The sequence below is a fragment of the Burkholderia savannae genome, from assembly GCF_001524445.2.
GTDB classification, from domain to species: domain Bacteria; phylum Pseudomonadota; class Gammaproteobacteria; order Burkholderiales; family Burkholderiaceae; genus Burkholderia; species Burkholderia savannae.
Genome location: NZ_CP013417.1, coordinates 3,144,761 through 3,168,488, shown reverse-complemented (window position 1 = coordinate 3,168,488; position 23,728 = coordinate 3,144,761). Strand labels below are relative to the sequence as shown.

The following is a 23,728-nucleotide window of genomic DNA, read 5'->3' as shown; positions in this document are numbered from 1 at the left end:
GATGAGCCCGGTCCGGCTCCGAAGCCGGCCGGCCCCGCCGGGCCAAGCCGTCCGGCCGGTTCGCCGAAGTATCGCAAGGCCGCCGTTCCCGCCAGCCGCGGGGAACGGCGTTTCCCTTTTTGTTTGGCTCCTTATCTGCGAAAAGACGATGTCTACCCTTTACGAATCCACGCTGCGCTCGCTGCCGCTCCTCGGTCGCGGCAAGGTCCGCGACAACTACGCGGTCGGCAACGACAAGCTCCTGATCGTCACGACCGATCGCCTGTCGGCGTTCGACGTCATCATGGGCGAGCCGATTCCGAACAAGGGCCGCGTGCTGAACCAGATGGCGAACTTCTGGTTCGACAAGCTCGCGCACATCGTCCCGAACCACCTGACGGGCGTCGCGCCCGAGACGGTCGTCGCCGACGACGAAGTCGAGCAGGTGAAGGGGCGCGCGGTCGTCGTCAAGCGCCTCGAGCCGATCCTCGTCGAGGCGGTCGTGCGCGGCTATCTCGCGGGCAGCGGCTGGAAGGACTACCAGGCGACGGGCAAGGTGTGCGGCGTCGAGCTGCCGGCCGGCCTGCAAAACGCGCAGAAGCTGCCCGAGCCGATCTTCACGCCCGCGGCTAAGGCCGAGATGGGCCATCACGACGAGAACATCTCGTTCGAGGAAACCGAGCGCCGCATCGGCACCGAGCTCGCCGCGACGATTCGCGACATCTCGATCAAGCTGTACAAGGAAGCGGCCGATTACGCGGCGACGCGCGGCATCATCATCGCCGACACGAAGTTCGAATTCGGCCTCGACGAGCACGGCAAGCTGTTCCTGATGGACGAGGCGCTGACGGCCGATTCGTCGCGCTTCTGGCCGGCCGACGAGTACCGGGTCGGCACGAATCCGCCGTCGTTCGACAAGCAGTTCGTCCGCGACTGGCTCGAGGCGCAGGACTGGAGCAAGGAGCCGCCCGCGCCGAAGCTGCCCGACGACGTCGTTGCGAGGACGAGCGCGAAGTACCAGGAAGCGCTCGAGCGCATCACGGGCAAGACGCTCGACTGACCATCGTCCGATTCACCGAAACGAGGAAGCGCACGATGAGCGAAATCCCGACCGCCCACACGCACAGCGCGCCGCTCGTCGGCGTGCTGATGGGTTCCAGCTCCGACTGGGACGTGATGAAGCATGCCGTCGCGATCCTGCAGGAGTTCGACGTGCCGTACGAGGCGAAGGTCGTGTCCGCGCACCGGATGCCCGACGAGATGTTCGACTACGCGCAGAAGGCGCGCGAGCGCGGCCTGCGCGCGATCATCGCGGGCGCGGGCGGCGCGGCGCACCTGCCCGGCATGCTCGCCGCGAAGACGACGGTGCCCGTGCTCGGCGTGCCGGTGGCGAGCAAGTACCTGAAGGGTGTCGATTCGCTGCACTCGATCGTGCAGATGCCGAAGGGCGTGCCCGTCGCGACCTTCGCGATCGGCGAGGCCGGCGCGGCGAACGCGGCGCTCTTCGCCGTGTCGATGCTGTCCGGCACGTCGACCGACTACGCGAACCGGCTCGCCGCGTTCCGCGTGCGGCAGAACGAGGCCGCGCACGCGATGGTGCTGCCGCCGCTGTGAGGCCGCGCGGCCGCCGGCGGCATCGATCGTCCCGCCCGCGGCGGGCGCAGCCGCCCGCCGCCACCGATCCTAGGGGCCATTTGCATATGGAACGCACATGCGAATGCCCGAAATCGCTCGTAGGGCAGGAAGCGAGGAGCGCCGTTTGGCCGAGCCAAGCAAGCAACGAGCGACGCCGCCATGCGGGCGATTTCGGGCATTCCCCTAGAATGTATTTTTGTATCGGGGTTGCCGCGAGAACCGCCGCTCGCCGCGTTGCGCGCCTTGCGAATACGTCCATTCGCAGCGTTGCGCGCCTTGTGAGCGGCCGTTCTCGTGGCAACGCTTGTGCGTTCCGTATGTAAATTGACCCTAGACATGACTGCACTCCCCACCCCGAATTCCCCGATCCTGCCGGGCGCCTGGCTCGGCATGGTCGGCGGCGGCCAGCTCGGCCGCATGTTCTGCTTCGCCGCGCAGGCGATGGGCTACCGCGTCGCCGTGCTCGATCCCGATCCGACGAGCCCCGCGGGCGCCGTCGCCGACAAGCATCTGCGCGCCGCGTACGACGACGAGGCCGCGCTCGCCGAGCTCGCGCAATTGTGCGACGCCGTCTCCACGGAATTCGAGAACGTGCCCGCCGCGAGCCTCGACTTTCTCGCGCAATCGACGTTCGTCGCGCCGGCGGGCCGCTGCGTCGCGATCGCGCAGGACCGGATCGCCGAGAAGCGCTTCATCGCGGCGTCCGGCGCGCCCGTCGCGCCGCACGTCGTGATCGAGTCGGTCGCGCAGCTCGAGGCGCTTGCCGACGCGGAGCTTGCCGCGGTGCTGCCCGGCATCCTGAAGACCGCGCGCCTCGGCTACGACGGCAAGGGGCAGGTGCGCGTCGAGACCGTGCGGCAGGCGCGCGACGCGTATGCGTCGCTCGGCGGCGTGCCGTGCGTGCTCGAGAAGCGCCTGCCGCTCAAATACGAAGTGTCGGCGCTGATCGCGCGCGCCACGAACGGCGAATCCGCCGTGTTCCCGCTCGCGCAGAACACGCATCGCGGCGGCATCCTGACGCTGAGCGTCGTGCCCGCGCCCGCCGCGAGCGAGGCGCTCGTGCGCGAGGCGCAGCAGGCGGCCGTGCGGATCGCCGATTCGCTCGGCTACGTCGGCGTGCTGTGCGTCGAGTTCTTCGTGCTCGAAGACGGCTCGCTCGTCGCGAACGAAATGGCGCCGCGGCCGCACAATTCCGGCCACTACACGGTCGATGCATGCGAGACGAGCCAGTTCGAGCAGCAGGTCCGCGCGATGACGCGGCTGCCGCTCGGCAGCACGCGCCAGCATTCGCCCGCCGCGATGCTCAACGTGCTCGGCGACGTGTGGTTCGCGAACGGCGCGTCGGGCGAGTCCGTCGCGCCGCCGTGGGACCAGGTCGCCGCGATGCCGACCGCGCGGCTGCATCTGTACGGCAAGGAGGAGGCGCGCGCCGGCCGCAAGATGGGCCACGTGAATTTCACCGCGGCGACGCTCGACGAGGCGGTCGCGGGCGCGACCGCCTGCGCGCGCCTGCTGCGCATTGCGCTCGACTGACGGGGCGTACGATGTCGAACGATCGACCGATTCCGACCGCCGAAGAGATCGACGAAGCCGCCGCGCTGCTCGACGCGGGCGAGCTCGTCGCATTTCCGACCGAGACTGTCTATGGCTTGGGCGGCGACGCGCAGAACCCGGTCGCCGTCGCGCGCATCTACGAGGCGAAAGGGCGGCCGGCGAACCATCCGGTGATCGTCCACCTCGCGCCCGGCAGCGATCCGGGCTATTGGGTCGACTCGCTGCCCGCCGACGCGAAGAAGCTGATCGACGCGTTCTGGCCCGGCCCGCTCACGCTGATTCTCAAGCGCGCCGCGCACATTCCGGACGCGGTGAGCGGCGGGCAGGACTCGGTCGGGCTGCGCTGTCCGTCGCATCCGGTCGCGCAGGCGTTGCTGCGCGCGTTCGACGCGCGCCGCGGCGGGCACGGCGGCGTCGCCGCGCCGTCCGCGAACCGCTTCGGCCACGTGAGCCCGACGACCGCGCAGCACGTGCGCGACGAGTTCGGCGATGCCGTCCATGTGCTCGACGGCGGCCCGTCCGACGTCGGGATCGAGTCGACGATCGTGGATCTGTCGCGCGGTTTTCCGGCGCTGCTGCGCCCGGGCCACGTGAGCCCGCAGCAGATCGCCGACGTGCTCGGCGTCGCGCCGCGCCTGCCCGACGGCAGCGACGCGACCGCGCCGCGCGCATCCGGCACGCTGAAGGCGCATTACGCGCCGCGCACGCCGCTCGCGCTCGCGCCGTTCGAGCGGCTCGAGGGGCGGCTCGCGGCCGCGCGCGACGCGGGCGAGCGGGTCGCGCTCGTCGCACGCGCATCGCGCGCCGGCGCGTGGGCGCACGCGGGCGGCGTGCACTTCGTCGCGGCGCCTGAGGACCCGCAGGTCTATGCGCGCGAGCTCTACGGGCTGCTGCGCGCGCTCGATCGCGCGCAGGTCGCGCGCATCCTCATCGAGAAGCTGCCGGATACGGTCGAATGGATCGCGGTGAACGACCGGCTCGGCCGCGCGGCAGCCGCGTTCGAAGCGCAGGCGTGAGCGTTGCGCGGTCGGGCGGCTGAGGCGGGCGGAGCCGCGCCGGCTTCGTCATGCTGCTGTCGCCGAAGCGCCGAAGCGCCGAAGCGCCGAAGCGCCGAAACGCCGAAACGCCGAAACGCCGAAACGCAAAAAGCACCTGAAAACGCCCGGCACAACGAGAAACGCCCGGTTCGCATCACGCGAACCGGGCGTTTTCACTTGAAGCGGCGGAACGTCGCCGCGTGGCGACCGGGGGCGGGGCGCGCGAGACGCCCCCCGCGTCGCGGCGCGGGCTTGCTTACTTGCCGACGCCCGTCTTCGCGATCTGCTGCTCGACGTACTGCGCGAAGAGCGCGTGCAGGCGCGTCGTCGGATGGACCGTGTCGGCGAACATGTACGTCTGGTCGGCGTTCGCGACCGTGTACATCTGCGGCGAGCAGAACAGCGACGAGCCGAACGCGGTCGGGTTCGACACGCCCGACTTCGTCGCCGCGGCGATCATCGATTGCAGGTTGCACGCGGTGCCCGTGTTCGACACGGAGAAGCCGTTCGCCTGGTAGTTCGCGGTGATGCCGTCCTGCCACGTGAACGCGTCGATCAGCACGGCCTTCGTCGGATCGACGTTGAGCGCTTTCAGCGCCGCGGCGAGCGTGCTGTTGAAGATCGTCGACAGTTGCGTGAGCGCGGCCTGCTGGTCCGTCGACACCGCGAGCGGCGTGCCGCCGATGTCCGGCACGTTCGACACGAACACGTGCGTCGCGCCCGCCGCGACGATCTGCTGGACGATCCCCGCGAGCTGCTGAGCGGCGAGGCCGATCTGCTGCGCCGCGGCGAGCTGCGCGGCCGGCGTGTTGCCCTGCGCCTGCGCGACCTGCACCTGATAGAAGATGTCGTTCGCGCCGCCGTTGATCAGCACGATCTGGTTCGGGTTGAAGCTGCCGTGCTGCTGCAGGTATTGCTGCACCTGCGTCGCGACCGGCACGGTGGTCGCCTGCGCGTAGTCGGCGTTCGCCACGCTCGCGTCCGCGTGGCCGATGCCCGGCTGCTGCGTGACGCGCGAGCCGCCCTGCGCGTAGCCGAGGCCGCCCGCCGCCTGCAGCGGCACGCCGAAGCCGCCTTCGAACGCGGGCGTGAGCGTGCCGCCGTAGTAGGCGGCGACGTCCTGCGTCCACACCTGGCCCGGATTCGTCGTGAAGCGGCCGCCGCCGAAACCGATCAGGATCTGCGGCGAATAGGTGCCGGTGTCCGACAGACTGTCGCCGAAGGACACGACCTGCATGTTCACGCCGGCGCTCGGCTGCGACGAGCCGTTGTCGTCGCCCCCGCCGCAGGCGGCGAGGATGGCGAACGCGGCGCTCGCGAGCGCGACTTGCGCGCCGCGCCAGAGGCGGCGGCGTGCGGTGCGGGCGGGTTGCTGTTGTCGTTGCGGCTGATTCATGCGGGTCTCTCCTCGTAGATATGCTTGTGTTGCATGGCCTGCGCCGTGCTGCGACGCACGGCGGCGACGCGGCTCGGCGCAATGGTTTGGAATCCGTGTTTCGTTATCGTTCGCGGGGCGCGGCGGCGAGCGCGGACGGCTCGGGCGACGGCGCGTGCGCGCTCGCAACCCGTGCATGATAAGCGCTCGCCCATTCGGGCGGACCGAAAACCGCGCGGAGCTTGTTGCGCCAGCCTTCGACGCCGAGCGCGTCGAGCGCCATCGACCGCCATTCGTGGAACGTCGCCACGAGCGGATTGTTCGAGCGAAGCGGCTCGACGATCCCGTATTCGGGCGGGTCCTGCGGGTCTTCTTCGACGTAGCTGCCGAACAGGCGATCCCAGATCACGAGCACGCCGGCGTAGTTGCGGTCGATGTAGCGCGGGTTGCGCGCATGGTGCGCGCGGTGGATCGACGGCGTGTTCAGCACGTACTCGAGCCAGCCGAGTTTCGGGATCGTCTGCGTATGGACGAAGAACTGGAACGCGAGGTTGATGAGCACGATGCCGACGATCTGCTGCGGCGGGAAGCCGAGGAACGCGAGCGGCAGCCAGAACGCCCACATGCCGGCGATCGGGTACATCAGGCTTTGCCGCATCGCGGTCGAGAAGTTCAGGCGCTCGGACGAATGATGGACGACGTGCGCGGCCCACAGCCAGCGCACGCGATGGCTGCAGCGGTGGAACACGTAGTAGAGCAGGTCCTGCGCGACGAACAGCACGGCGAACGACAGCCACGTGGCGTCCCACGTGAAGAGCCGGTAGTGCGTGTAGCAGTACGCATAGAGCGGGATCACGAAGATCCAGGCGATCTTGTCCGCGCCCTGGTGCATCAGCGCGAGCGCCGCGTTGCAGAGCGTGTCGCGCAGGTTGTAGACGTGCTCGCCGGGGCGTGTGCGCGCGAGGTGCCACGCTTCCCAGCCGATGCAGAGCAGGAAGACAGGCGCGAGCGCGAGCAGAAGCAATTCGACGTTGAATTGCATGAGTGTCTCCCTCTTGTTGTGGTTCGAGCGACCCGGTGCGTGCGGCGTGCGAAACGCGTGCGCGGCTCGTCGACGTCAATTGCAGCCAAAAGGGTACGCAATCGGCGTACCGGGCGCGAGGGTGTTTCGTAGAGGGAGTCTTCGACGGGCGCGCGGCATGGGGCGGCGCACCGAGCCGCGGCGGCGGCCGTGGGCAAGACGCGCGAAGGCCGGTGATCCGCGCGGAGTCCGGCGAGAAACGGCAAGGGCGAGGGAAACGGCGAGGGAAACGGCGAGGGAAACGGCGAGGGAAACGGCGAGGGAAACGGCGAGGGAAACGGCGAGGGCGGAATCGGTTCCGGCCGGCTCTCGGCGGCGCGCCGGGGCGCCGCCGAGAGCCGCGCGCCGCTCAGCGCGGCCCTTCGTACACCCATTCGAGCAGCGCGTCGTGCGCCGCGCGCGCGGCCGACGCGCGCTCGTCGTTGATGAAGCTGACGACGACGTAGCTCGACCCGTCCGCCGACGCGACATAGCCCGCGATCGCGCGCACGTCGCGCAGCGTGCCTGTCTTGATGTGCGCGTTGCCGCCGACGGGCGCGTTCGTCAGCCGGTTTTTCATCGTGCCGTCGACGCCCGCGATCGGCAGCGAATCGACGAACGCCTGCGCGATGGGGCTCGCGTTCGCCGCCTGCAGCATGTCGGCGAGCGACAGCGCGCTCACGCGCTCGTCGCGCGAGAGCCCCGAGCCGTTCTCGAGCGCGAGCCCGTCGGTCGGCAGCCCGCTGTGCGCGAGGAACGCGCGGATCGTGTCCGCCGACTGCGCGGGCGTCGCGGGCGGCCGGTGCTCGACCGCGCCGATCGTGAGGAACAGGTTGCGCGCCATCACGTTGTTGCTGAACTTGTTGATGTCGTGCACGACGCTCGACAACACCGGGCCGTGGTGCGACGCAACGGGCCGCGCGCGGCCCGGCACCTTGCCCTCGGCGATCGTGCCTGAGAACGCGCCGCCCGTCTGCCGCCACAGCGCGAGAAAGCCGCGCGCGAAGAACGCGGAATGGTTCAGCACGGCGAGATTGGTCGTGGTCGGGCCGCAGCGCGGCGGATAGTCGCCCGCGAACGACGCGGTGAGCGCGCCGTTCGCGTCGGTCATGAGCGTCGGGCGCGCGGCGCCGCACGAGCCTTCGCCCTCGACGAGCTGGTTGTCGACGTTCAGGTTCGCGAGCGGCGGCACGACGTCGATCGCGATCGCGCCGTTGTCGGTCGGCGTCACCGTGAACGACAGCGCCTTGAACGCGTAGAGGAGCGGATCGGGGCCGACGTTGTACGGCGCGCTCGCGTCGTCGTCGAGCGGCGGCAGGTCGCGCGTCTCGGGCGCGAAGAAGGTCTTGTCGAGCACGAGCGAGCCGTCGACGTTGACGATGCCCGCGCGGCGGATCTTGTCGACGAGGTCGATCAGCTCTTCCGGCACGAGCTTCGGATCGCCCGTGCCCTTCACGTACAGCGTGCCGTGCAGCGTGCCGTTCTCGTCGACCGCGCCGTCCGCGTACGCGCTCGTGCGCCAGCGATAGTCGGCGCCGAGCAGCGACAGCCCGGCGTAGGTGGTGACGAGCTTCATCGTCGACGCGGGCTGCATCGGCCGGCTCGCGTTCCATGCGACGACGGGCGTTCGCTCGCCGATCCGCTCGATGACGACGCTCAGGCTCGACGCCGGCACGCGCGCGCGCTGCAGCGCGACGAGCACCGACGCCGGCAGCACGTTGCGCGCGGTCGAGACCGCGGCTGGATACCGCGGGGGCTTCTTGCGGGCGTCGGCGGGCGCGGCGAACGCGAGCGCGGCGCACGCGGCGACGAGCGCCGCGCCGCGCAGAATGGCGCGCGGCGCGCGGGCGGCGGGGCGGCTTGGGCGGGGCGAAGCGGCGATGCGGGCGGCGTTGGGATTCATCGACGAATACGGAACGGAAGCGCGGAACGGAATATGACGTGTGCAAAAGGCGTGCGCGCTGCGGCGCAAGCCGCCCATTGTAGAGAAAACGGCGCGCAAGCAGCGTCGAAATCGGCAGATGGTCCGTTTGCGCACGAGGCGGCGCTACAATGTCCGCCATCTCGAACGCATGCGACGGACGTTTTTCAGGATGCGGATATTGCTGGTTGAAGACGATCGGATGATCGCCGAAGGGGTGCGCAAGGCGCTGAAGGCCGACGGCTGCGCGGTCGACTGGGTGCAGGACGGCGACGCGGCGCTCACCGCGCTCGGCGGCGAGGCGTACGATCTGCTGCTGCTCGATCTCGGGCTGCCGAAGCGCGACGGCATCGACGTGCTGCGCACGCTGCGCGCGCGCGGGCTCGCGCTGCCCGTGCTGATCCTGACCGCGCGCGACGCGGTCGCCGACCGCGTGAAGGGCCTCGACGCCGGCGCCGACGACTATCTCGTCAAGCCGTTCGACCTCGACGAGCTCGCGGCGCGCATGCGTGCGCTGATCCGACGCCAGTCGGGGCGCAGCGAATCGGTGATCCGCCACGGCGCGCTGACGCTCGATCCGGCGTCGCACCGGGTGACGCTCGACGGCGCGCCCGTCGCGCTGTCGGCGCGCGAATTCGCGCTGCTCGAGGCGCTGCTCGCGCGTCCGGGCGCGGTGCTGTCGAAGAGCCAGCTCGAAGAGAAGATGTACGGCTGGGGCGAGGAGATCGGCAGCAACACCGTCGAAGTCTATATCCACGCGCTGCGCAAGAAGCTCGGCTCGGACCTGATCCGCAACGTCCGCGGCCTCGGCTACATGGTCGTGAAGGAAGCGTAGCGCGTGAGGTCGATTCGCCATCAATTGCTGATCTGGCTGCTCGCGATCGTCGTGGCCGGGGTGGGGCTCGCCGGCTGGATGATCTACCGGCAGGCGCTCGCCGCCGCGAACGAGCTGTTCGACTACCAGTTGCAGCAGATCGCGGCCGCGCTGCCGTCCGAGCCGTTCTCGCAGGTGCTCGGCTCGCAGACGAACGGCGACGAAGGGATCGTGATCCAGATCTGGAACCGCAACGGGGTGCTGATGTACTTCTCGCATCCGCGCGCGCCGATCGCGCCGCGCGCCGAGCTCGGCTTTTCGACCGAGCGCACCGAGCGCGGCGCATGGCGCGTGTACGGCGCGATCGTCGGCGACAACGTCGTGCAGCTCGCGCAGCCGCTTTCGGTGCGCAACCGGCTTGCCGCGAGCGTCGCGCTGCGCACGCTGTGGCCGCTCATCGTGCTGCTGCCGTTCCTCGGCGCGGCCGTCTGGATGATCGTCGGGCGCGGGCTCGCGCCGTTGCAGCGCGTGACCCGCGCGGTCGAAGCGCGCCGGCCCGAGGCGCTCGATCCGCTGCCCGATTCGCCGCTGCCGCTCGAAGTGCGCCCGCTCGTGCACGCGCTGAACGGGCTGCTCGCGCGGCTCTCCGCCGCGCTCGACACGCAAAAGGCGTTCGTCGCGGATGCCGCGCACGAGCTGCGCACGCCGCTCGCCGCCGTGCAGATTCAGGCGCAGCTCGTCGCACGCGCGCAGGACGACGCGTCGCGCCGCGAGGCGATCGCCGATCTGCAAAGCGGCGTCACGCGCGCGACGCGCCTCGCCGAGCAACTGCTCGCGCTCGCGCGCGCGGAGCCAGGCGACGCGACGGTGCGCGAGCGCGTCGATCTGCGCTCGATCGTCGAGGAGTGCGTCGCCGCGCACGCGCCGCTCGCGCAGCGGCGCGACATCGATCTCGGCTTCGAGGAAGTCGAGGACGCGGCCGTGAACGCCGATCCCGCCGCGCTGCGCGTGATGTTCAACAATTTGCTCGACAACGCGGTGAAGTACACCCCGGAGGGCGGCCGCATCGACGTGTCGCTCACGCGCGGCGACGGCGCGCGGGCGCGCGTGCAGATCGGCGACAGCGGCCCGGGCATTCCGGCCGCCGAGCGCGAGCGCGTGTTCGATCGCTTTTACCGCGACACGTCGGCGCGGGCGCGCACCGACGTGTCGGGCAGCGGCCTCGGCCTCGCGATCGTCAAGCGGGTGGCCGCGCAGCAGCGCGCGACCGTGACGCTCGGCGAAGCGGCGGCGGGGGGGCTACTCGTGAGCGTCGTGCTGCCGTGCGCGGCCGACGCGTGACGGACCTGCGCGGGACGCGGCGGACGCGGGCCGCGCGCGGCGAAACGCCCGATGCTCGTTGCGAACCGCGAACCGCGAACCGCGAACCGCGAACCGCGAACCGCGAACCGCGAACCGCGAACCGCGAACCGCCAATCGCCAATCGCGAACTATGTTTCGTTGCGCCGCGCCACCGCACATCGGTTTTGCCCCCGACCGCGCCCGTCGTCCGGCCAATACGCCGCGCCCGGCGCGGCCCGGGCCCCAAGCTTGCTCGACAATTTTCGTCCGTTTAAGGGTTCCCGAAACCGATTAAGCCTGCTTTAAGACAGGGTCGCTACGCTTCGAACCATTAGACGAGGAGAACGATCGATGACTACCCGAATCCTTGCGCGTGGCGCAGTTGCCGCGGCCGTCGCCGCGGCGTTGGCGGCGGGGTACGTGGCGGGCACCCGTCACTCGGAGCCGCAGATCATCACGCCGGCCGTCGCCGCGCTGATGCCGGCCGAAGCGGCCGCGAAAACCGGCATTCCCGACTTTTCCGGGCTGGTCGAGACCTACGGGCCTGCCGTCGTGAACATCAGCGCGAAGCACGTCGTGCAGCGTACCGCGCAGCGTCGCGCGGCGCCGCAACTGCCGATCGACCCGGACGATCCGTTCTACCAATTCTTCCGACATTTCTACGGGCGGATTCCGGGGATGGGCCCCGGCGGTCAGCCGCAGCCGGACGACCAGCCGAGCACGAGCCTCGGCTCGGGGTTCATCATTAGCCCGGATGGGTATATCCTGACCAACGCGCACGTGATCGACGGTGCGAACGTCGTCACCGTGAAGCTCACCGACAAGCGCGAGTATAAGGCGAAGGTCGTCGGCGCCGACAAGCAGTCCGACGTCGCGGTGCTGAAGATCGACGCGTCGAGCCTGCCGACCGTGAAGATCGGCGATCCGGCGCAGAGCAAGGTCGGCCAGTGGGTCGTCGCGATCGGCTCGCCGTACGGGTTCGACAACACGGTCACGTCGGGCATCATCAGCGCGAAGTCGCGCGCGCTGCCCGACGAGAACTACACGCCGTTCATCCAGACCGACGTGCCGGTGAACCCCGGCAACTCGGGCGGCCCGCTCTTCAACCTGAACGGCGAGGTGATCGGCATCAACTCGATGATCTACTCGCAGACGGGCGGCTTCCAGGGCCTGTCGTTCGCGATCCCGATCAACGAGGCGATGAAGGTGAAGGACGAGCTCGTGAAGACGGGCCACGTGAGCCGCGGCCGGCTCGGCGTCGCCGTCCAGGGGCTCAACCAGACGCTCGCGAGCTCGTTCGGCCTCACGAAGCCCGACGGCGCGCTCGTCAGCTCGGTCGATCCGAAGGGGCCGGCCGCGAAGGCGGGGCTGCAGCCGGGCGACGTGATCCTGTCGGTCGACGGCGTGCCGGTGCAGGACTCGACGATGCTGCCCGCGCAGATCGCGAGCATGAAGCCCGGCACGAAGGCCGATCTGCAGATCTGGCGCGACAAGTCGAAGAAGACGGTGTCGGTGACGCTCGCGTCGCTGACCGAAGACCAGGCGAAGGCGGGCGTCGACGAGCCCGTCGAGCAGGGACGCCTGGGCGTCGCGGTGCGGCCGCTTTCGCCGCGCGAGCGCAACGGCTCGTCGCTCACGCACGGCCTCGTCGTCCAGCAGTCGGCGGGCCCTGCCGCGAGCGCGGGCATCCAGCCGGGCGACGTGATTCTCGCGGTGAACGGCCGGCCGGTCACGAGCGCGGAACAATTGCGCGATGCGGTCAAGCGCGCGGGCAACAGTCTTGCGTTGCTGATCCAGCGCGACGACGCCCAGATTTTCGTGCCGGTCGATCTGGGCTGAGCCGGGCCGATGTCCCGGCCGGCATGGCGGGCCGGCGCGACGGCCACGCGGCCGCCGCCCGCCGCCCGTCTTTGTTCGTCGCCGCCGCCGGTGGTCCCTGCGGGGCCTCCGGCGTCCGGCTGACAGATTCAAGGAGCGAATCATGCGACAGCAAACCATTTCCCACTACCTGATCGCGGCGGCGCTGGCTTTCGGCGTCGCGGGCGTCGCGCGCGCGCAGCCCGGCTTGCCGGACGTGCAGCATCAGGGCGATGTCGGCTTCGTGTCGGGCGGGGTGGGGCAAGACGAATCCACCGCGTTCCAGCGCAACGAGAGCAACTGGCCGCTCGCGCTGCGCTTCACGGGCGCGGGCGGCGAGTATCTCGCCGACGTCCACGTGTCCGTGGTCGATGCGAAGGGCGCCGAAGTGCTGAAGACCGACGCGCGCGGTCCCTACATGCTCGTCAGGCTGACGCCGGGGCGCTACACCGTGCACGCGAGCTACAACGGCAACGAGCAGACCCATGCGGTCACGGTGCCGGCGAAGGGCGGCGTGAAGGCGGCATTCTCGTGGAAGGCGCAGTGACCCCGCTGCGACGATGACGCCGCGCAATTTGCGGCGGTTTGGCCGATAATGCGATTACAAGCGGCGTTTCGCCGCGGCCATGCTAATTTTCGGCCGGCGCGTGCGCGCAGCGGCCGTAGGGGAAACCGATGTCCGACGCCGCAGGCCATCGCATCGAAATCGAGCCGAACCGCCATCGCGTTCGCGTGATCCATCGGGGGATCACCTATGCCGATTCGCTTGCCGCCTACACGCTGAGGGAATCGGGCCTGCCCGACGTCCAGTATCTGCCGCGCGGCGACGTCAACATGTCGCGGCTCGCGCCGTCCGATCGCGTGACGCGCTGCGAGCGCAAGGGGCCGGCAACCTATTTCCATCTGCATACCGAAGACGGCGTGATAGAGAACGCCGCATGGAGTTACGAGGAGCCGCCGGAGATCGCGGATGCGATCCGGCACTATGTCGCGTTCGATGCCGCGTGCGTCGACCGCATCGACGTGACGTCCTGACGCGGCGGCTCATCGGGGGAGGCGATCATGGAACTGAACGATGCGTTGTGCATTCCGCTCGCACCGTCCGTCGTCTGGGACGCGCTGCAGGATCTCGCGCTCGTGCGCGCGAGCCTCGATCATTGCGAGTCGTTTTCGCGGCTGGCGCGCGGCGAGTACGCGCTCGCGCTGACCGTGCCGCTCGGCCCGCTGCGCGCGCGCTACGACGTGCGTGCACACGTCGTCAGCGAGCGCCACGACGAGCCGGAGCACACGAGACGCACGCTGAACTTCCGGGCGCGTGCGGACGGCATCGGCGCGCTGCGCGGCCAGATCGACGTCGTGCTCGCGCCCGCCGACGATGCGCCGGACGCGATCCGCGGCGAGCCCGCGACGCGGATCGAATACGCGGTGTGGGCGACGGCGTCGGGCCCGCTCGCCGAGCTGCCGGGCCGCCAGATCCAGAATGCGCTGCACGAGCTTGCCGACGATTTCTTCACCGAGTTCTGCGAGGTCGTGCAGGCGAAGCACGGGCTCGCGCCGAACCGCGCGCGCGACGGTGCGCCGCGGCGGCAGCACGTGTTCCTGCGGCCAGCCGGGTTCACGGGCATCGCGCGCCGCGCGCATGCGCAGCATCTGGGCGGCGCGCTGACGGGGCGCGCGGCGAGCGCGCTCCACCATCGCGAATCGAACCCGGTGCCGCTGTGGGCGTGGGCCGCGATGATCTTCTTCGTCGCGCTGCTGCTGTATGTGGCGCGCTGGTTCAACGGCGGCTGAGCCTCGCCGTTTCTGACGCTTCGGCCCCGCTTCGGCCCCGCTTCGGCCGCTGCGCCGTGCCGGCGCTTCGCCGCGACGCCCAATCGGGCGCACACGGCGTTTCGCGCTGCTCGTCCGGCGCCGCGCATTTCGAGCATCTCGCGCATCTCGATTTCTCGCCCGATTCCCTTTCCGGCCTAGCGCGGCGAACGCCCGGCGCACGGCCGCTTCGTCACGCCGCGCCGCCCGCTCAGCCGTCCTTGCGCATCGCGGAGCTCGTGCGCAGCATGTCGAAGCAGCCGTCGACGAGCTTTTCCGCGTGCCGCTCCGCATCGATCTCGCCCGGCAGCATCAGCATGTCGCGCACGAAGCCGCTCACGAGCGTGTGCAGCATCAGCGTCGCGCGCCACGTGTCGAGATCGGCCGGCAACTGGCCGTTCGCGACGCCCTGCGCGAGATCCGCTTCGATGTTGCGCAGCGCGTCGCGCATTCCTTCGCGGTTGCGCTGCAGGAGCGGCCCCATGTCCGCGACGTACTCGCACTTCATGAACAGGATGCTGAACACGCGCCGCAGCTGCGGATCGCGCGCGACGCCAAGCAGGCACCAGATCAGGATCTCGCGAATCCGGCCGAGCGGGTCGGCGTGCGGCGCGCCCGTGTCCGCCTTCAGCTCGTCGATCGGCAGCAGCACGCGGTCGAACATCGCGTCGAACAGCTCGCTCTTGCTCGCGAAGTGCCAATAGATCGCGCCGCGCGTGACGCCCGCGTGCTGGGCGATGTCGGCGAGCGACGTGTGCGACACGCCTTTTTCGAAGAAGACGTGTTCGGCGGCGTCGAGGATGCGGTCGCGCGTCGCGAGCGCCTCCTCCTTCGTGCGTCTGGCCATTCAGAAGCTCGTCATGTGCAAAGTCGAGGTCATTGCGTTAATAATAAGGGTTGCATCACAGGCGCCGCATGCCGGTCGTCCCCGTCCGGCAGTTGTAAACCTTGGTAATTTGTAAGAAATTGTGCGGCGCATGAAGGACTTTTACATACATTCGTGAATGTATATACAATGCCAGCTTACGGCCGAATGGCTTTCGAGGCAATCAGTTAATATCCGTCTCTGCTGATTTCCCTCCTCATTGTTGTTCCGCGCGTACCGCGGTTGCTCCGCGCGGCGGCATCCCGGCACGGCAGTCACGTGCCGCTGTTGTATTCGCAGTCAAGCAATTCAGTTGTCCGATCCGCGCCGCAAGGCGCGTTCGTGTTGCGTCCCCGAGGGCCGGCACTTATTTCATCCAGTTACAAACGAGGTCGCTCCATGCGCGTCGAACGGGTTCCATACCGCTTAATCACTGTCGCGACAGCCGCCGTCTTCCTGGCCGCGTGCGGAAAAAAAGAATCGGCTCCGCCTCCTCAAACGCCGGAGGTCGGCGTCGTCACCGTGCAGCCGCAATCCGTGCCGGTGGTCTCGGAGCTGCCGGGCCGCACGAGCGCGTATCTCGTCGCGCAAGTGCGCGCGCGGGTCGACGGCATCGTGCTGCGGCGTGAGTTCACCGAGGGCGGCGACGTCAAGGCCGGCCAGCGCCTTTACAAGATCGATCCCGCGCCGTACGTCGCGCAGCTGAACAGCGCGAAGGCGACGCTCGCGAAGGCGCAGGCGAACCTCGCGACGCAGAACGCGCTCGTCGCGCGCTACAAGGTGCTCGTCGCCGCGAACGCGGTGAGCAAGCAGCAGTACGACGATGCGGTCGCCGCGCAAGGGCAGGCGGCCGCCGACGTCGGATCGGGCAAGGCGGCGGTCGACACCGCGCAGATCAACCTCGGCTACACGGACGTGGTCTCGCCGATCACGGGCCGCGTCGGGATCTCGCAGGTCACGCCGGGCGCCTACGTGCAGGCGAGCCAGGCGACGCTGATGTCGACCGTCCAGCAGCTCGATCCGGTGTACGTGGATCTCACGCAGTCGAGCCTCGACGGCCTGAAGCTGCGCCAGGACATCCAGAGCGGGCGCATCAAGACGGAAGGCCCGGGCGCGGCGAAGGTCACGCTGATCCTCGAGGACGGCAAGCCGTACTCGGAGCAGGGCAAGCTGCAGTTCAGCGACGTCACGGTCGACCAGACGACGGGCTCGGTCACGATCCGCGCGATCTTCCCGAACAAGCAGCGCGTGCTGCTGCCGGGCATGTTCGTGCGCGCGCGCATCGAAGAGGGGGTCAACGACAACGCGTTCCTCGTTCCGCAGATCGGCGTCACGCACGATCCGAAGGGCCAGGCGATCGCGATGATCGTCGACGAGAAGGGCAAGGTCGCGTCGCGCGTGCTCACGACGAGCGGCACGCAGGGCCAGAACTGGGTGGTCGAGGGCGGCCTGCAGGCGGGCGACCGCGTGATCGTGCAGGGCATCGACAAGGTGCGTCCGGGCATGTCCGTGAAGACCGCCGACGCGCAGTTGCAGGCCGCGTCGGGCGCAGCGCAAGCGGGCGCCTCGCCCGCCCAGGCCGCGGCGGCGAGCGCGGCCGCATCGGGTGCCGCGCCGTCGAGCGCGGCCGCCGCGTCGAGCGCGCAATAACAGGGGGCCTGTTTCATGGCAAAGTTTTTTATCGATCGCCCGATCTTCGCGTGGGTGATCGCCATCATCCTGATGCTGGCCGGGGTCGCGGCGATCTTCACGCTGCCGATCGCCCAGTATCCGACGATCGCGCCTCCGTCGATCCAGATCACCGCGAACTATCCGGGCGCTTCGGCGAAGACTGTCGAAGACACGGTCACGCAGGTGATCGAGCAGCAGATGAGCGGTCTCGACAACTTCCTGTACATGTCGTCGACGAGTGACGACTCGGGCAACGCGACGATCACGATCACGTTCGCGCCGGGTACGAACCCGGACATCGCGCAGGTCCAGGTGCAGAACAAGCTGTCGCTCGCGACGCCGATCCTGCCGCAGGTGGTTCAGCAGCTCGGCCTGTCGGTGACGAAGTCGAGCAGCAGCTTCCTGCTCGTGCTCGCCTTCAACTCCGAAGACGGCAGCATGAACAAGTACGACCTGGCGAACTACGTCGCGTCGCACGTGAAGGACCCGATCAGCCGGATCAACGGCGTCGGCACCGTCACGCTGTTCGGCTCGCAGTACGCGATGCGGATCTGGCTCGATCCGACGAAGCTCACGAACTACGGGCTCACGCCGGTCGACGTGACGAGCGCGATCTCCGCGCAGAACGTGCAGATCGCGGGCGGCCAGCTCGGCGGCACGCCGGCCGTGCCGGGCACCGTGCTGCAGGCGACGATCACCGAGCAGACGCTTTTGCAGACGCCCGAGCAGTTCGGCAACATCCTGCTGAAGGTGAACCAGGACGGCTCGCAGGTGCGCCTGAAGGACGTCGCGCAGATCGGCCTCGGCGGCGAAACGTACAACTTCGACACGAAGTACAACGGCCAGCCGACCGCGGCGCTCGGCATCCAGCTCGCGACGAACGCGAACGCGCTCGCGACGGCGAAGGCGGTGCGCGCGAAGATCGACGAGATGTCGTCGTACTTCCCGCATGGCCTCGTCGTCAAGTATCCGTACGACACCACGCCGTTCGTGCGCCTGTCGATCGAGGAAGTGGTGAAGACGCTGCTCGAGGGTATCGTCCTCGTGTTCCTCGTGATGTATCTGTTCCTGCAGAACCTGCGGGCGACGATCATCCCGACGATCGCCGTGCCCGTCGTGCTGCTCGGCACGTTCGCGATCATGTCGATGGTCGGCTTCTCGATCAACGTGCTGTCGATGTTCGGCCTCGTGCTCGCGATCGGCCTGCTCGTCGACGATGCGATCGTCGTCGTCGAGAACGTCGAGCGGGTGATGGCGGAAGAGGGCTTGTCGCCCAAGGAAGCGACGCGCAAGGCGATGGGCCAGATCACGGGCGCGCTCGTCGGCGTCGCGCTCGTGCTGTCCGCGGTGTTCGTGCCGGTCGCGTTTTCCGGCGGGTCGGTCGGCGCGATCTATCGCCAGTTCTCGCTGACGATCGTGTCGGCGATGGTGCTGTCCGTGCTCGTCGCGTTGATCCTGACGCCGGCGCTGTGCGCGACGATCCTCAAGCCGATCCCGCAGGGGCACCACGAGGAGAAGAAGGGCTTCTTCGGCTGGTTCAACCGAACCTTCAACGCGAGCCGCGACAAGTATCACGTCGGCGTCCACCACGTGATCAAGCGCTCGGGCCGCTGGCTCATCATCTATCTGGCGGTGATCGTCGCGGTCGGCCTGCTGTTCGTGCGTCTGCCGAAATCGTTCCTGCCCGACGAGGATCAGGGGCTCATGTTCGTGATCGTCCAGACGCCGTCGGGCTCGACGCAGGAGACGACCGCGCGCACGCTCGCGAACATTTCCGATTACCTGCTCACGCAGGAAAAGGACATCGTCGAATCCGCGTTCACGGTGAACGGCTTCAGCTTCGCGGGCCGCGGCCAGAACTCGGGCCTCGTGTTCGTCAAGCTGAAGGACTACTCGCAGCGGCAGAGCGCGAACCAGAAGGTGCAGGCGCTGATCGGCCGGATGTTCGGGCGCTATGCGGGCTACAAGGACGCGCTCGTGATTCCGTTCAACCCGCCGTCGATTCCCGAACTCGGCACGGCGGCCGGCTTCGACTTCGAGCTGACCGACAGCGCGGGTCTCGGCCACGACGCGCTGATGGCCGCGCGCAATCAGCTGCTCGGAATGGCCGCGAAGGACCCGACGCTGCAAGGCGTGCGCCCGAACGGCCTGAACGACACGCCGCAGTACAAGGTGAACATCGACCGCGAGAAGGCGAACGCGCTCGGCGTCACGGCGTCGGCGATCGACCAGACGTTCTCGATCGCCTGGGCATCGAGCTACGTGAACAACTTCCTCGATACCGACGGCCGGATCAAGAAGGTGTACGTGCAGGCCGACGCGCCGTTCCGGATGTCGCCGGAAGACCTGAACATCTGGTACGTGCGCAACGGATCGGGCGGGATGGTGCCGTTCAGCGCGTTCGCGACCGGCCACTGGACGTACGGCTCGCCGAAGCTCGAGCGCTACAACGGCATCTCGGCGATGGAAATCCAGGGCCAGGCCGCGCCGGGCAAATCGACCGGCCAGGCGATGGCGGCGATGGAAACGCTCGCGAAGAAGCTGCCGACGGGTATCGGCTATTCGTGGACGGGGCTGTCGTTCCAGGAAATCCAGTCGGGCTCGCAGGCGCCGATCCTGTATGCGATCTCGATCCTCGTCGTGTTCCTGTGTCTCGCCGCGCTGTATGAAAGCTGGTCGATTCCGTTCTCGGTGATCATGGTGGTGCCGCTCGGCGTGATCGGGGCGCTGCTCGCCGCGACGATGCGCGGGCTCGAGAACGACGTGTTCTTCCAGGTGGGGCTCTTGACGACCGTCGGCCTGTCCGCGAAGAACGCGATTCTGATCGTCGAGTTCGCGCGCGAGCTGCAGCAGACGGAGAAGATGGGGCCGATCGAGGCGGCGCTGGAGGCGTCGCGGCTGCGGCTGCGTCCGATTCTGATGACGTCGCTCGCGTTCATTCTCGGCGTGCTGCCGCTCGCGATCAGCAACGGCGCCGGCTCGGCGAGCCAGCACGCGATCGGCACGGGCGTGATCGGCGGGATGATCACGGCGACGTTCCTCGCGATCTTCATGATCCCGATGTTCTTCGTGAAGGTGCGGGCGGTGTTCAGCGGCGAGAAGGAAGACGCCGACGAAGCGCTGCGCCTCGCGCACGAGCACATGCACCGTGACGAAAAGCCGGAGCACGGCGACGACGCTGGCAAGAAGGATTAAGTGATGAAGCGAAAACATGCTTTGACTGCGCTCGCAGTCGCCCTGCTCGCGACGGGCTGCACGCTCGCGCCGCGCTACGAGCGTCCGGCCGCGCCCGTGTCGGGCGCGTTCCCGACCGACGGCGTCTACGCCGCGCAGCCGGGCGCCGCGTCCGGCGCGCGCAGCGCGAACGGCCAGTCGGCCGTCGACATCGGCTGGCGCGAGTTCTTCGTCGATCCGCGCCTGCAGCGGCTCGTCGAGATCGCGCTGAGGAACAACCGCGATCTGCGCGTATCGGTGCTGAACGTCGAGGCCTCGCGCGCGCAGTATCAGATCACGCGCGCCGGCCTGTTCCCGACGCTCGACGGCACCGGCACGGGCTCGATCCAGCGCTATCCCGCCGGCGTGTCGACGACGCGCCAGCCGCTCATCTCGCGCGCCTACAACGTCGGCGTGTCCGCGTCGTGGGAGCTCGACCTGTTCGGCCGCGTGCAGAGCCTGAAGGACCAGGCGCTCGCGCAATATTTCGCGACCGCGCAGGCGCGCAAGGCCGCGGAGATCTCGCTCGTCGCGAGCGTCGCCGATCAGTACCTCTCGCTCCTGTCGACCGACGACCTGCTGCAGGTCACGGAGAACACGCTGAAGACGGCGCGCGCGTCGTACGACCTCACGAAGCTGCAGTTCGACAACGGCACCGGCTCGGAGCTCGATCTGCGGCAGGCGCAGACGGTCGTCGAGACGGCGCTCGCGAACCAGCAGGCGCAGGCGCGCGCGCGTGCGCAGGCGGTCAACGCGCTCGTGCTGCTGATCGGCGAGCCGCTGCCCGACGATCTGCCGGCCGGCCTGCCGCTCAACGCGCAGAACCTGCTGACCGACGTGCCGGCCGGGCTGCCGTCCGATCTGCTGACGCGGCGCCCCGACATCATGCAGGCCGAGGAGGCGTTGCGCGCGGCGAACGCGAACATCGGCGCGGCGCGCGCGGCGTTCTTCCCGAAGATCTCGCTGACGGCGGCGTTCGGCACCGCGAGCCCGACGCTCGGCGGCCTGTTCAAGGCCGGCACGGCGGCGTGGTCGTTCGCGCCGAGCATCGCGTTGCCGATCTTCGAGGGCGGGCAGAACATCGCGAACCTCGATCTCGCGCACGTGCAGAAGCGCATCGAGATCGCGAACTACGAGAAGGCGATCCAGAGCGCGTTCCGCGAGGTGTCGGACGGGCTCGCCGCGCGCGGCACGTACGATCAGCAGATCGCGGCGCTCGAGCGCAACGAGCACGCGCAGCAGCGCCGCTACGATCTGTCGGACCTGCGCTACAAGAACGGCGTCGACAGCTATCTGTCGGTGTTGACCGCGCAGACCGATCTGTACACGGCGCAGCAGCAGTTGATCAGCGCGCGGCTCGCGCGCTGGACGAACCTCGTCGATCTGTACCGCGCGCTGGGCGGCGGCTGGATCGAGCGCGCGGGCGAGACGCCGCGCCCAGCGGATGCGCCCGTCGACTACGGACGTGCGGCCGTGCCTGCGGCGGCGTCGGCCGTGCCCGCCGCGTCCGCCGGCGCGACGACGGCCGGCTAAGCGGTCGCCCGCGCCGCTCGGCGAGCGAACGCGGTTGGTTCGCCCGTCGCGCGGTGCGTGAGCGGCGACGGATGCGTCGCCGCGTGAATGAAAAAACCCCGCGTTCTTCGGAACGCGGGGTTTTTGTTTGGCGGTCGCGATCCGATTCCCGCCGCCGTCGCGCCGCGTCGTCGATGCAACGTCGGCGCGGCCGCTGCGCGCGCAAGCGGCACGCCCGTATGTTCGGTCGGCGCTTCGACTGCCGCATGGGGCGAAAACGAGAAACGCCGCGAAACGAGCCGCGCCATGAAGACCGGATTGCTCGCGGGCTTTTCGCCGCGCGCTTCACGAAGCGGGGTAGTCGTTCGATTCGCGGCGCGCGGCGCCGTACGCCGTGCAATCGCCACGCGATGATCGGATCGAGGCCCGACTTCGGCGAGGCGATTCAACGCGCGGCGTTCGTGTTCGATTGCCTGCACGGCGGCACGGCGGCACGGCGGCACGGCGGCACGGCGGCACGGCGGCGCGCCGTCGATTCAATGCAGATCGGCGGGCCTTCCGTCGAAGTCGCGGCCTGCGCGGCGGATGTCGCAGCGCGCGTCCTGTTCGCCCTTCATCCCGTTGAACACGAGATTGAGCACGACGGCCGACACCGACGCGAGCAGGATTCCGCTGTGAAGGATCGGCGCGAGCGCGGCGGGCAGCTTCGAGAAGAAGTTCGGCGACACGACGGGCACGAGGCCGAGGCCGATGCTCACCGCGACGATGAACAGATTGTGATGGTTGCGCACGAAATCGACTTTCGACAGCACCTTCACGCCGTTCGCGGCCACCATCCCGAACATCACGATGCCCGCGCCGCCGAGCACGAAGGGCGGCACCGACGCGACGAGCTGCGCCATCTTCGGAAAGAGGCCGAGCAGCACGAGGATCATGCCGCCCGTCGCGCAGACGAAGCGGCTCTTCACGCCGGTCACGCCGATCAGCCCGACGTTCTGCGAGAACGACGTGTGCGGAAACGAATTGAAGATGCCGCCGATCAGCGTGCCGAGCCCGTCGACGCGCAGGCCGCGCACGAGCGTGTCCTGATCGACGGGCCGCTCGACCATGTCGCCGACCGCGAGGAACATCCCGGTCGATTCGATGAACGTGACGAACATCACGATCACCATCGTCGCGATCGCCAACGGATCGAAATGCGGGAGTCCGAAATGGAACGGCGCGACGAAGCCGAGCCACGGCGCCGCCGCGACGCCGTCGGTGTTCACGCGGCCCGCGGCGAACGCGATCGCGAAGCCGGCGACCATGCCGAGCAGCACCGAGATGTTCGCGACGAAGCCCCGGCCGAACTTGTTGATGAGGAGAATCAGCGCGAGCACGAGGAGCGACAGGCCGAGGTAGACGGGGTCGCCGTAGTTCGGATTGCCGACGCCGCCCGCCGCCCAGTTGATCCCGACTTCCATCAGCGACAGCCCGATCACCGAAATCACGGTGCCGACGACGACGGGCGGGAAGAATCGCAACAGCTTGCCGATCATCGGCGCGAGCACGATGCCGATCGCGCCCGCGGCGATCGTCGAGCCGAAGATGTCGAGGATGCCGAGGCCGGGGTTCGTGCCGATCGCGATCATCGGGCCGACGGCCGCGAACGTGCAGCCCATGATGACGGGCAGGCGGATGCCGAAGATCCACACGCCGAGCGTCTGGATCAGCGTCGCGATCCCGCACGCGAACAGGTCCGCGCTGATCAGGAATGCGATCTGGTCTTTCGGCAGCTTGAGCGCGCCGCCGACGATGAGCGGCACCGCGACGGCGCCCGCGTACATGACGAGAACGTGCTGTAGCCCGAGCGTCAGCAGCTTGCCGGAAGGCAGCAGCTCATCGCACGGATGGACCGTGTTCGATTGCATCTGTCTCACTCCATGATCTTGTTTTGAAGATGGTTCAACGTTATGCGCATTGACGAATCGCAACAAGAGCGCTGGTTTCTATTCCGTGCTTTGCTGCGTCGATATGCGCGCCGTGCGTCGGACAGCGGTGCGTTCATCACGGGGGCCTGCGGCTGGAGTGGGTGTCCCGGTTTTA

The 23,728-nt window shown here is 68.7% G+C and carries 18 protein-coding genes; 13 read left to right on the top strand and 5 right to left on the bottom strand.

Translation table 11 applies throughout. From position 1 onward, the window contains the following. Positions 1-148 precede the first annotated feature (148 nt). The 4 genes from WS78_RS15620 to WS78_RS15600 all read left to right on the top strand — a co-directional run bounded on the left by WS78_RS15620 (position 149) and on the right by WS78_RS15600 (position 4,184). Positions 149-1,039, top strand: coding sequence for a phosphoribosylaminoimidazolesuccinocarboxamide synthase (locus WS78_RS15620; protein ID WP_038751661.1), 891 nt, complete (start codon positions 149-151; stop codon positions 1,037-1,039). Positions 1,040-1,074: 35 nt separating this feature from the next. Beyond that, a complete protein-coding gene (gene purE / locus WS78_RS15615; RefSeq protein WP_038751659.1) occupies positions 1,075-1,593 on the top strand; it encodes a 5-(carboxyamino)imidazole ribonucleotide mutase in 519 nt (172 codons plus the stop codon). Between the two features lie 357 nt (positions 1,594-1,950). Beyond that, positions 1,951-3,147 (top strand): 5-(carboxyamino)imidazole ribonucleotide synthase, encoded by a 1,197-nt coding sequence (locus WS78_RS15605; protein WP_038751656.1) that lies wholly within the window; start codon positions 1,951-1,953, stop codon positions 3,145-3,147. A gap of 11 nt (positions 3,148-3,158) precedes the next feature. After that, positions 3,159-4,184 carry an L-threonylcarbamoyladenylate synthase gene (locus WS78_RS15600; RefSeq protein ID WP_059575171.1) on the top strand — a complete coding sequence of 342 codons (1,026 nt, stop codon included), beginning with the start codon at positions 3,159-3,161 and terminating at the stop codon, positions 4,182-4,184. A 277-nt stretch (positions 4,185-4,461) separates the two neighbouring features. Here WS78_RS15600 and WS78_RS15595 read toward each other — a convergent pair whose 3' ends face one another. From WS78_RS15595 to dacB, 3 genes are all read right to left on the bottom strand, one after another. After that, positions 4,462-5,601 (bottom strand): SGNH/GDSL hydrolase family protein, encoded by a 1,140-nt coding sequence (locus WS78_RS15595; protein ID WP_038751650.1) that lies wholly within the window; start codon positions 5,599-5,601, stop codon positions 4,462-4,464. Between the two features lie 103 nt (positions 5,602-5,704). Beyond that, a complete protein-coding gene (locus WS78_RS15590) occupies positions 5,705-6,622 on the bottom strand; it encodes a sterol desaturase family protein (RefSeq protein WP_059575169.1) in 918 nt (305 codons plus the stop codon). Positions 6,623-7,010: 388 nt separating this feature from the next. Then, on the bottom strand, positions 7,011-8,543 hold the full coding sequence (dacB, locus tag WS78_RS15585) for a D-alanyl-D-alanine carboxypeptidase/D-alanyl-D-alanine endopeptidase (RefSeq protein WP_059575272.1): 1,533 nt from the start codon (positions 8,541-8,543) through the stop codon (positions 7,011-7,013). Positions 8,544-8,733: 190 nt separating this feature from the next. Here dacB and WS78_RS15580 point away from each other — a divergent pair, with 190 nt between their 5' ends. The 6 genes from WS78_RS15580 (at position 8,734) to WS78_RS15550 (ending at position 14,364) form a co-directional block, all read left to right on the top strand. Next, entirely contained in the window at positions 8,734-9,396 is a 663-nt protein-coding gene (locus WS78_RS15580; RefSeq protein ID WP_038751711.1) for a response regulator, read from the top strand. 3 nt (positions 9,397-9,399) lie between these two features. Continuing rightward, on the top strand, positions 9,400-10,716 hold the full coding sequence (locus tag WS78_RS15575) for an ATP-binding protein (RefSeq protein WP_038751646.1): 1,317 nt from the start codon (positions 9,400-9,402) through the stop codon (positions 10,714-10,716). Between the two features lie 351 nt (positions 10,717-11,067). Beyond that, entirely contained in the window at positions 11,068-12,555 is a 1,488-nt protein-coding gene (locus WS78_RS15565) for a DegQ family serine endoprotease (protein WP_038751643.1), read from the top strand. 142 nt (positions 12,556-12,697) lie between these two features. After that, positions 12,698-13,120: a carboxypeptidase-like regulatory domain-containing protein gene (locus WS78_RS15560; protein ID WP_038751641.1), complete on the top strand. Its 423-nt coding sequence runs from the start codon at positions 12,698-12,700 to the stop codon at positions 13,118-13,120. Positions 13,121-13,248: 128 nt separating this feature from the next. Continuing rightward, positions 13,249-13,608: a DUF427 domain-containing protein gene (locus tag WS78_RS15555; RefSeq protein ID WP_038751638.1), complete on the top strand. Its 360-nt coding sequence runs from the start codon at positions 13,249-13,251 to the stop codon at positions 13,606-13,608. A 27-nt stretch (positions 13,609-13,635) separates the two neighbouring features. After that, entirely contained in the window at positions 13,636-14,364 is a 729-nt protein-coding gene (locus WS78_RS15550) for a CoxG family protein (RefSeq protein ID WP_038751636.1), read from the top strand. A 229-nt stretch (positions 14,365-14,593) separates the two neighbouring features. On the opposite strand, the gene bpeR is transcribed toward WS78_RS15550, so the two are convergent. Further along, positions 14,594-15,229: a TetR family transcriptional regulator BpeR gene (gene bpeR / locus WS78_RS15545; RefSeq protein WP_059575167.1), complete on the bottom strand. Its 636-nt coding sequence runs from the start codon at positions 15,227-15,229 to the stop codon at positions 14,594-14,596. A gap of 417 nt (positions 15,230-15,646) precedes the next feature. Between bpeR and bpeA the strand changes: the two genes are divergently transcribed. From bpeA to WS78_RS15525, 3 genes are read left to right on the top strand one after another with little or no spacing between them, the layout of a single operon-like run. After that, positions 15,647-16,897, top strand: a complete 1,251-nt coding sequence (gene bpeA, locus WS78_RS15535) for an efflux RND transporter periplasmic adaptor BpeA (RefSeq protein ID WP_059575164.1) — start codon at positions 15,647-15,649, stop codon at positions 16,895-16,897. A gap of 15 nt (positions 16,898-16,912) precedes the next feature. Next, positions 16,913-20,113: an efflux RND transporter permease BpeB gene (gene bpeB, locus WS78_RS15530; RefSeq protein ID WP_038751627.1), complete on the top strand. Its 3,201-nt coding sequence runs from the start codon at positions 16,913-16,915 to the stop codon at positions 20,111-20,113. A gap of 3 nt (positions 20,114-20,116) precedes the next feature. Next, complete coding sequence (locus tag WS78_RS15525; RefSeq protein WP_060821232.1) at positions 20,117-21,664, top strand: efflux transporter outer membrane subunit; 1,548 nt, start codon at positions 20,117-20,119, stop codon at positions 21,662-21,664. A gap of 515 nt (positions 21,665-22,179) precedes the next feature. On the opposite strand, the gene WS78_RS15515 is transcribed toward WS78_RS15525, so the two are convergent. Further along, complete coding sequence (locus tag WS78_RS15515; protein WP_038750869.1) at positions 22,180-23,553, bottom strand: nucleobase:cation symporter-2 family protein; 1,374 nt, start codon at positions 23,551-23,553, stop codon at positions 22,180-22,182. Positions 23,554-23,728 lie beyond the last annotated feature (175 nt).

Excerpts from the sequence above, each read along its gene's own strand:
- WS78_RS15620 (WP_038751661.1), top strand. The coding sequence starts at position 149 with ATGTCTACCCTTTACGAATCCACGCTGCGCTCGCTGCCGCTCCTCGGT.
- purE (WP_038751659.1), top strand. The coding sequence starts at position 1,075 with ATGAGCGAAATCCCGACCGCCCACACGCACAGCGCGCCGCTCGTCGGC.
- WS78_RS15605 (WP_038751656.1), top strand. The coding sequence starts at position 1,951 with ATGACTGCACTCCCCACCCCGAATTCCCCGATCCTGCCGGGCGCCTGG.
- WS78_RS15600 (WP_059575171.1), top strand. The coding sequence starts at position 3,159 with ATGTCGAACGATCGACCGATTCCGACCGCCGAAGAGATCGACGAAGCC.
- WS78_RS15595 (WP_038751650.1), bottom strand. The coding sequence starts at position 5,601 with ATGAATCAGCCGCAACGACAACAGCAACCCGCCCGCACCGCACGCCGC.
- WS78_RS15590 (WP_059575169.1), bottom strand. The coding sequence starts at position 6,622 with ATGCAATTCAACGTCGAATTGCTTCTGCTCGCGCTCGCGCCTGTCTTC.
- dacB (WP_059575272.1), bottom strand. The coding sequence starts at position 8,543 with ATGAATCCCAACGCCGCCCGCATCGCCGCTTCGCCCCGCCCAAGCCGC.
- WS78_RS15580 (WP_038751711.1), top strand. The coding sequence starts at position 8,734 with ATGCGGATATTGCTGGTTGAAGACGATCGGATGATCGCCGAAGGGGTG.
- WS78_RS15565 (WP_038751643.1), top strand. The coding sequence starts at position 11,068 with ATGACTACCCGAATCCTTGCGCGTGGCGCAGTTGCCGCGGCCGTCGCC.
- WS78_RS15560 (WP_038751641.1), top strand. The coding sequence starts at position 12,698 with ATGCGACAGCAAACCATTTCCCACTACCTGATCGCGGCGGCGCTGGCT.
- WS78_RS15555 (WP_038751638.1), top strand. The coding sequence starts at position 13,249 with ATGTCCGACGCCGCAGGCCATCGCATCGAAATCGAGCCGAACCGCCAT.
- WS78_RS15550 (WP_038751636.1), top strand. The coding sequence starts at position 13,636 with ATGGAACTGAACGATGCGTTGTGCATTCCGCTCGCACCGTCCGTCGTC.
- bpeR (WP_059575167.1), bottom strand. The coding sequence starts at position 15,229 with ATGGCCAGACGCACGAAGGAGGAGGCGCTCGCGACGCGCGACCGCATC.
- bpeA (WP_059575164.1), top strand. The coding sequence starts at position 15,647 with ATGCGCGTCGAACGGGTTCCATACCGCTTAATCACTGTCGCGACAGCC.
- bpeB (WP_038751627.1), top strand. The coding sequence starts at position 16,913 with ATGGCAAAGTTTTTTATCGATCGCCCGATCTTCGCGTGGGTGATCGCC.
- WS78_RS15525 (WP_060821232.1), top strand. The coding sequence starts at position 20,117 with ATGAAGCGAAAACATGCTTTGACTGCGCTCGCAGTCGCCCTGCTCGCG.
- WS78_RS15515 (WP_038750869.1), bottom strand. The coding sequence starts at position 23,553 with ATGCAATCGAACACGGTCCATCCGTGCGATGAGCTGCTGCCTTCCGGC.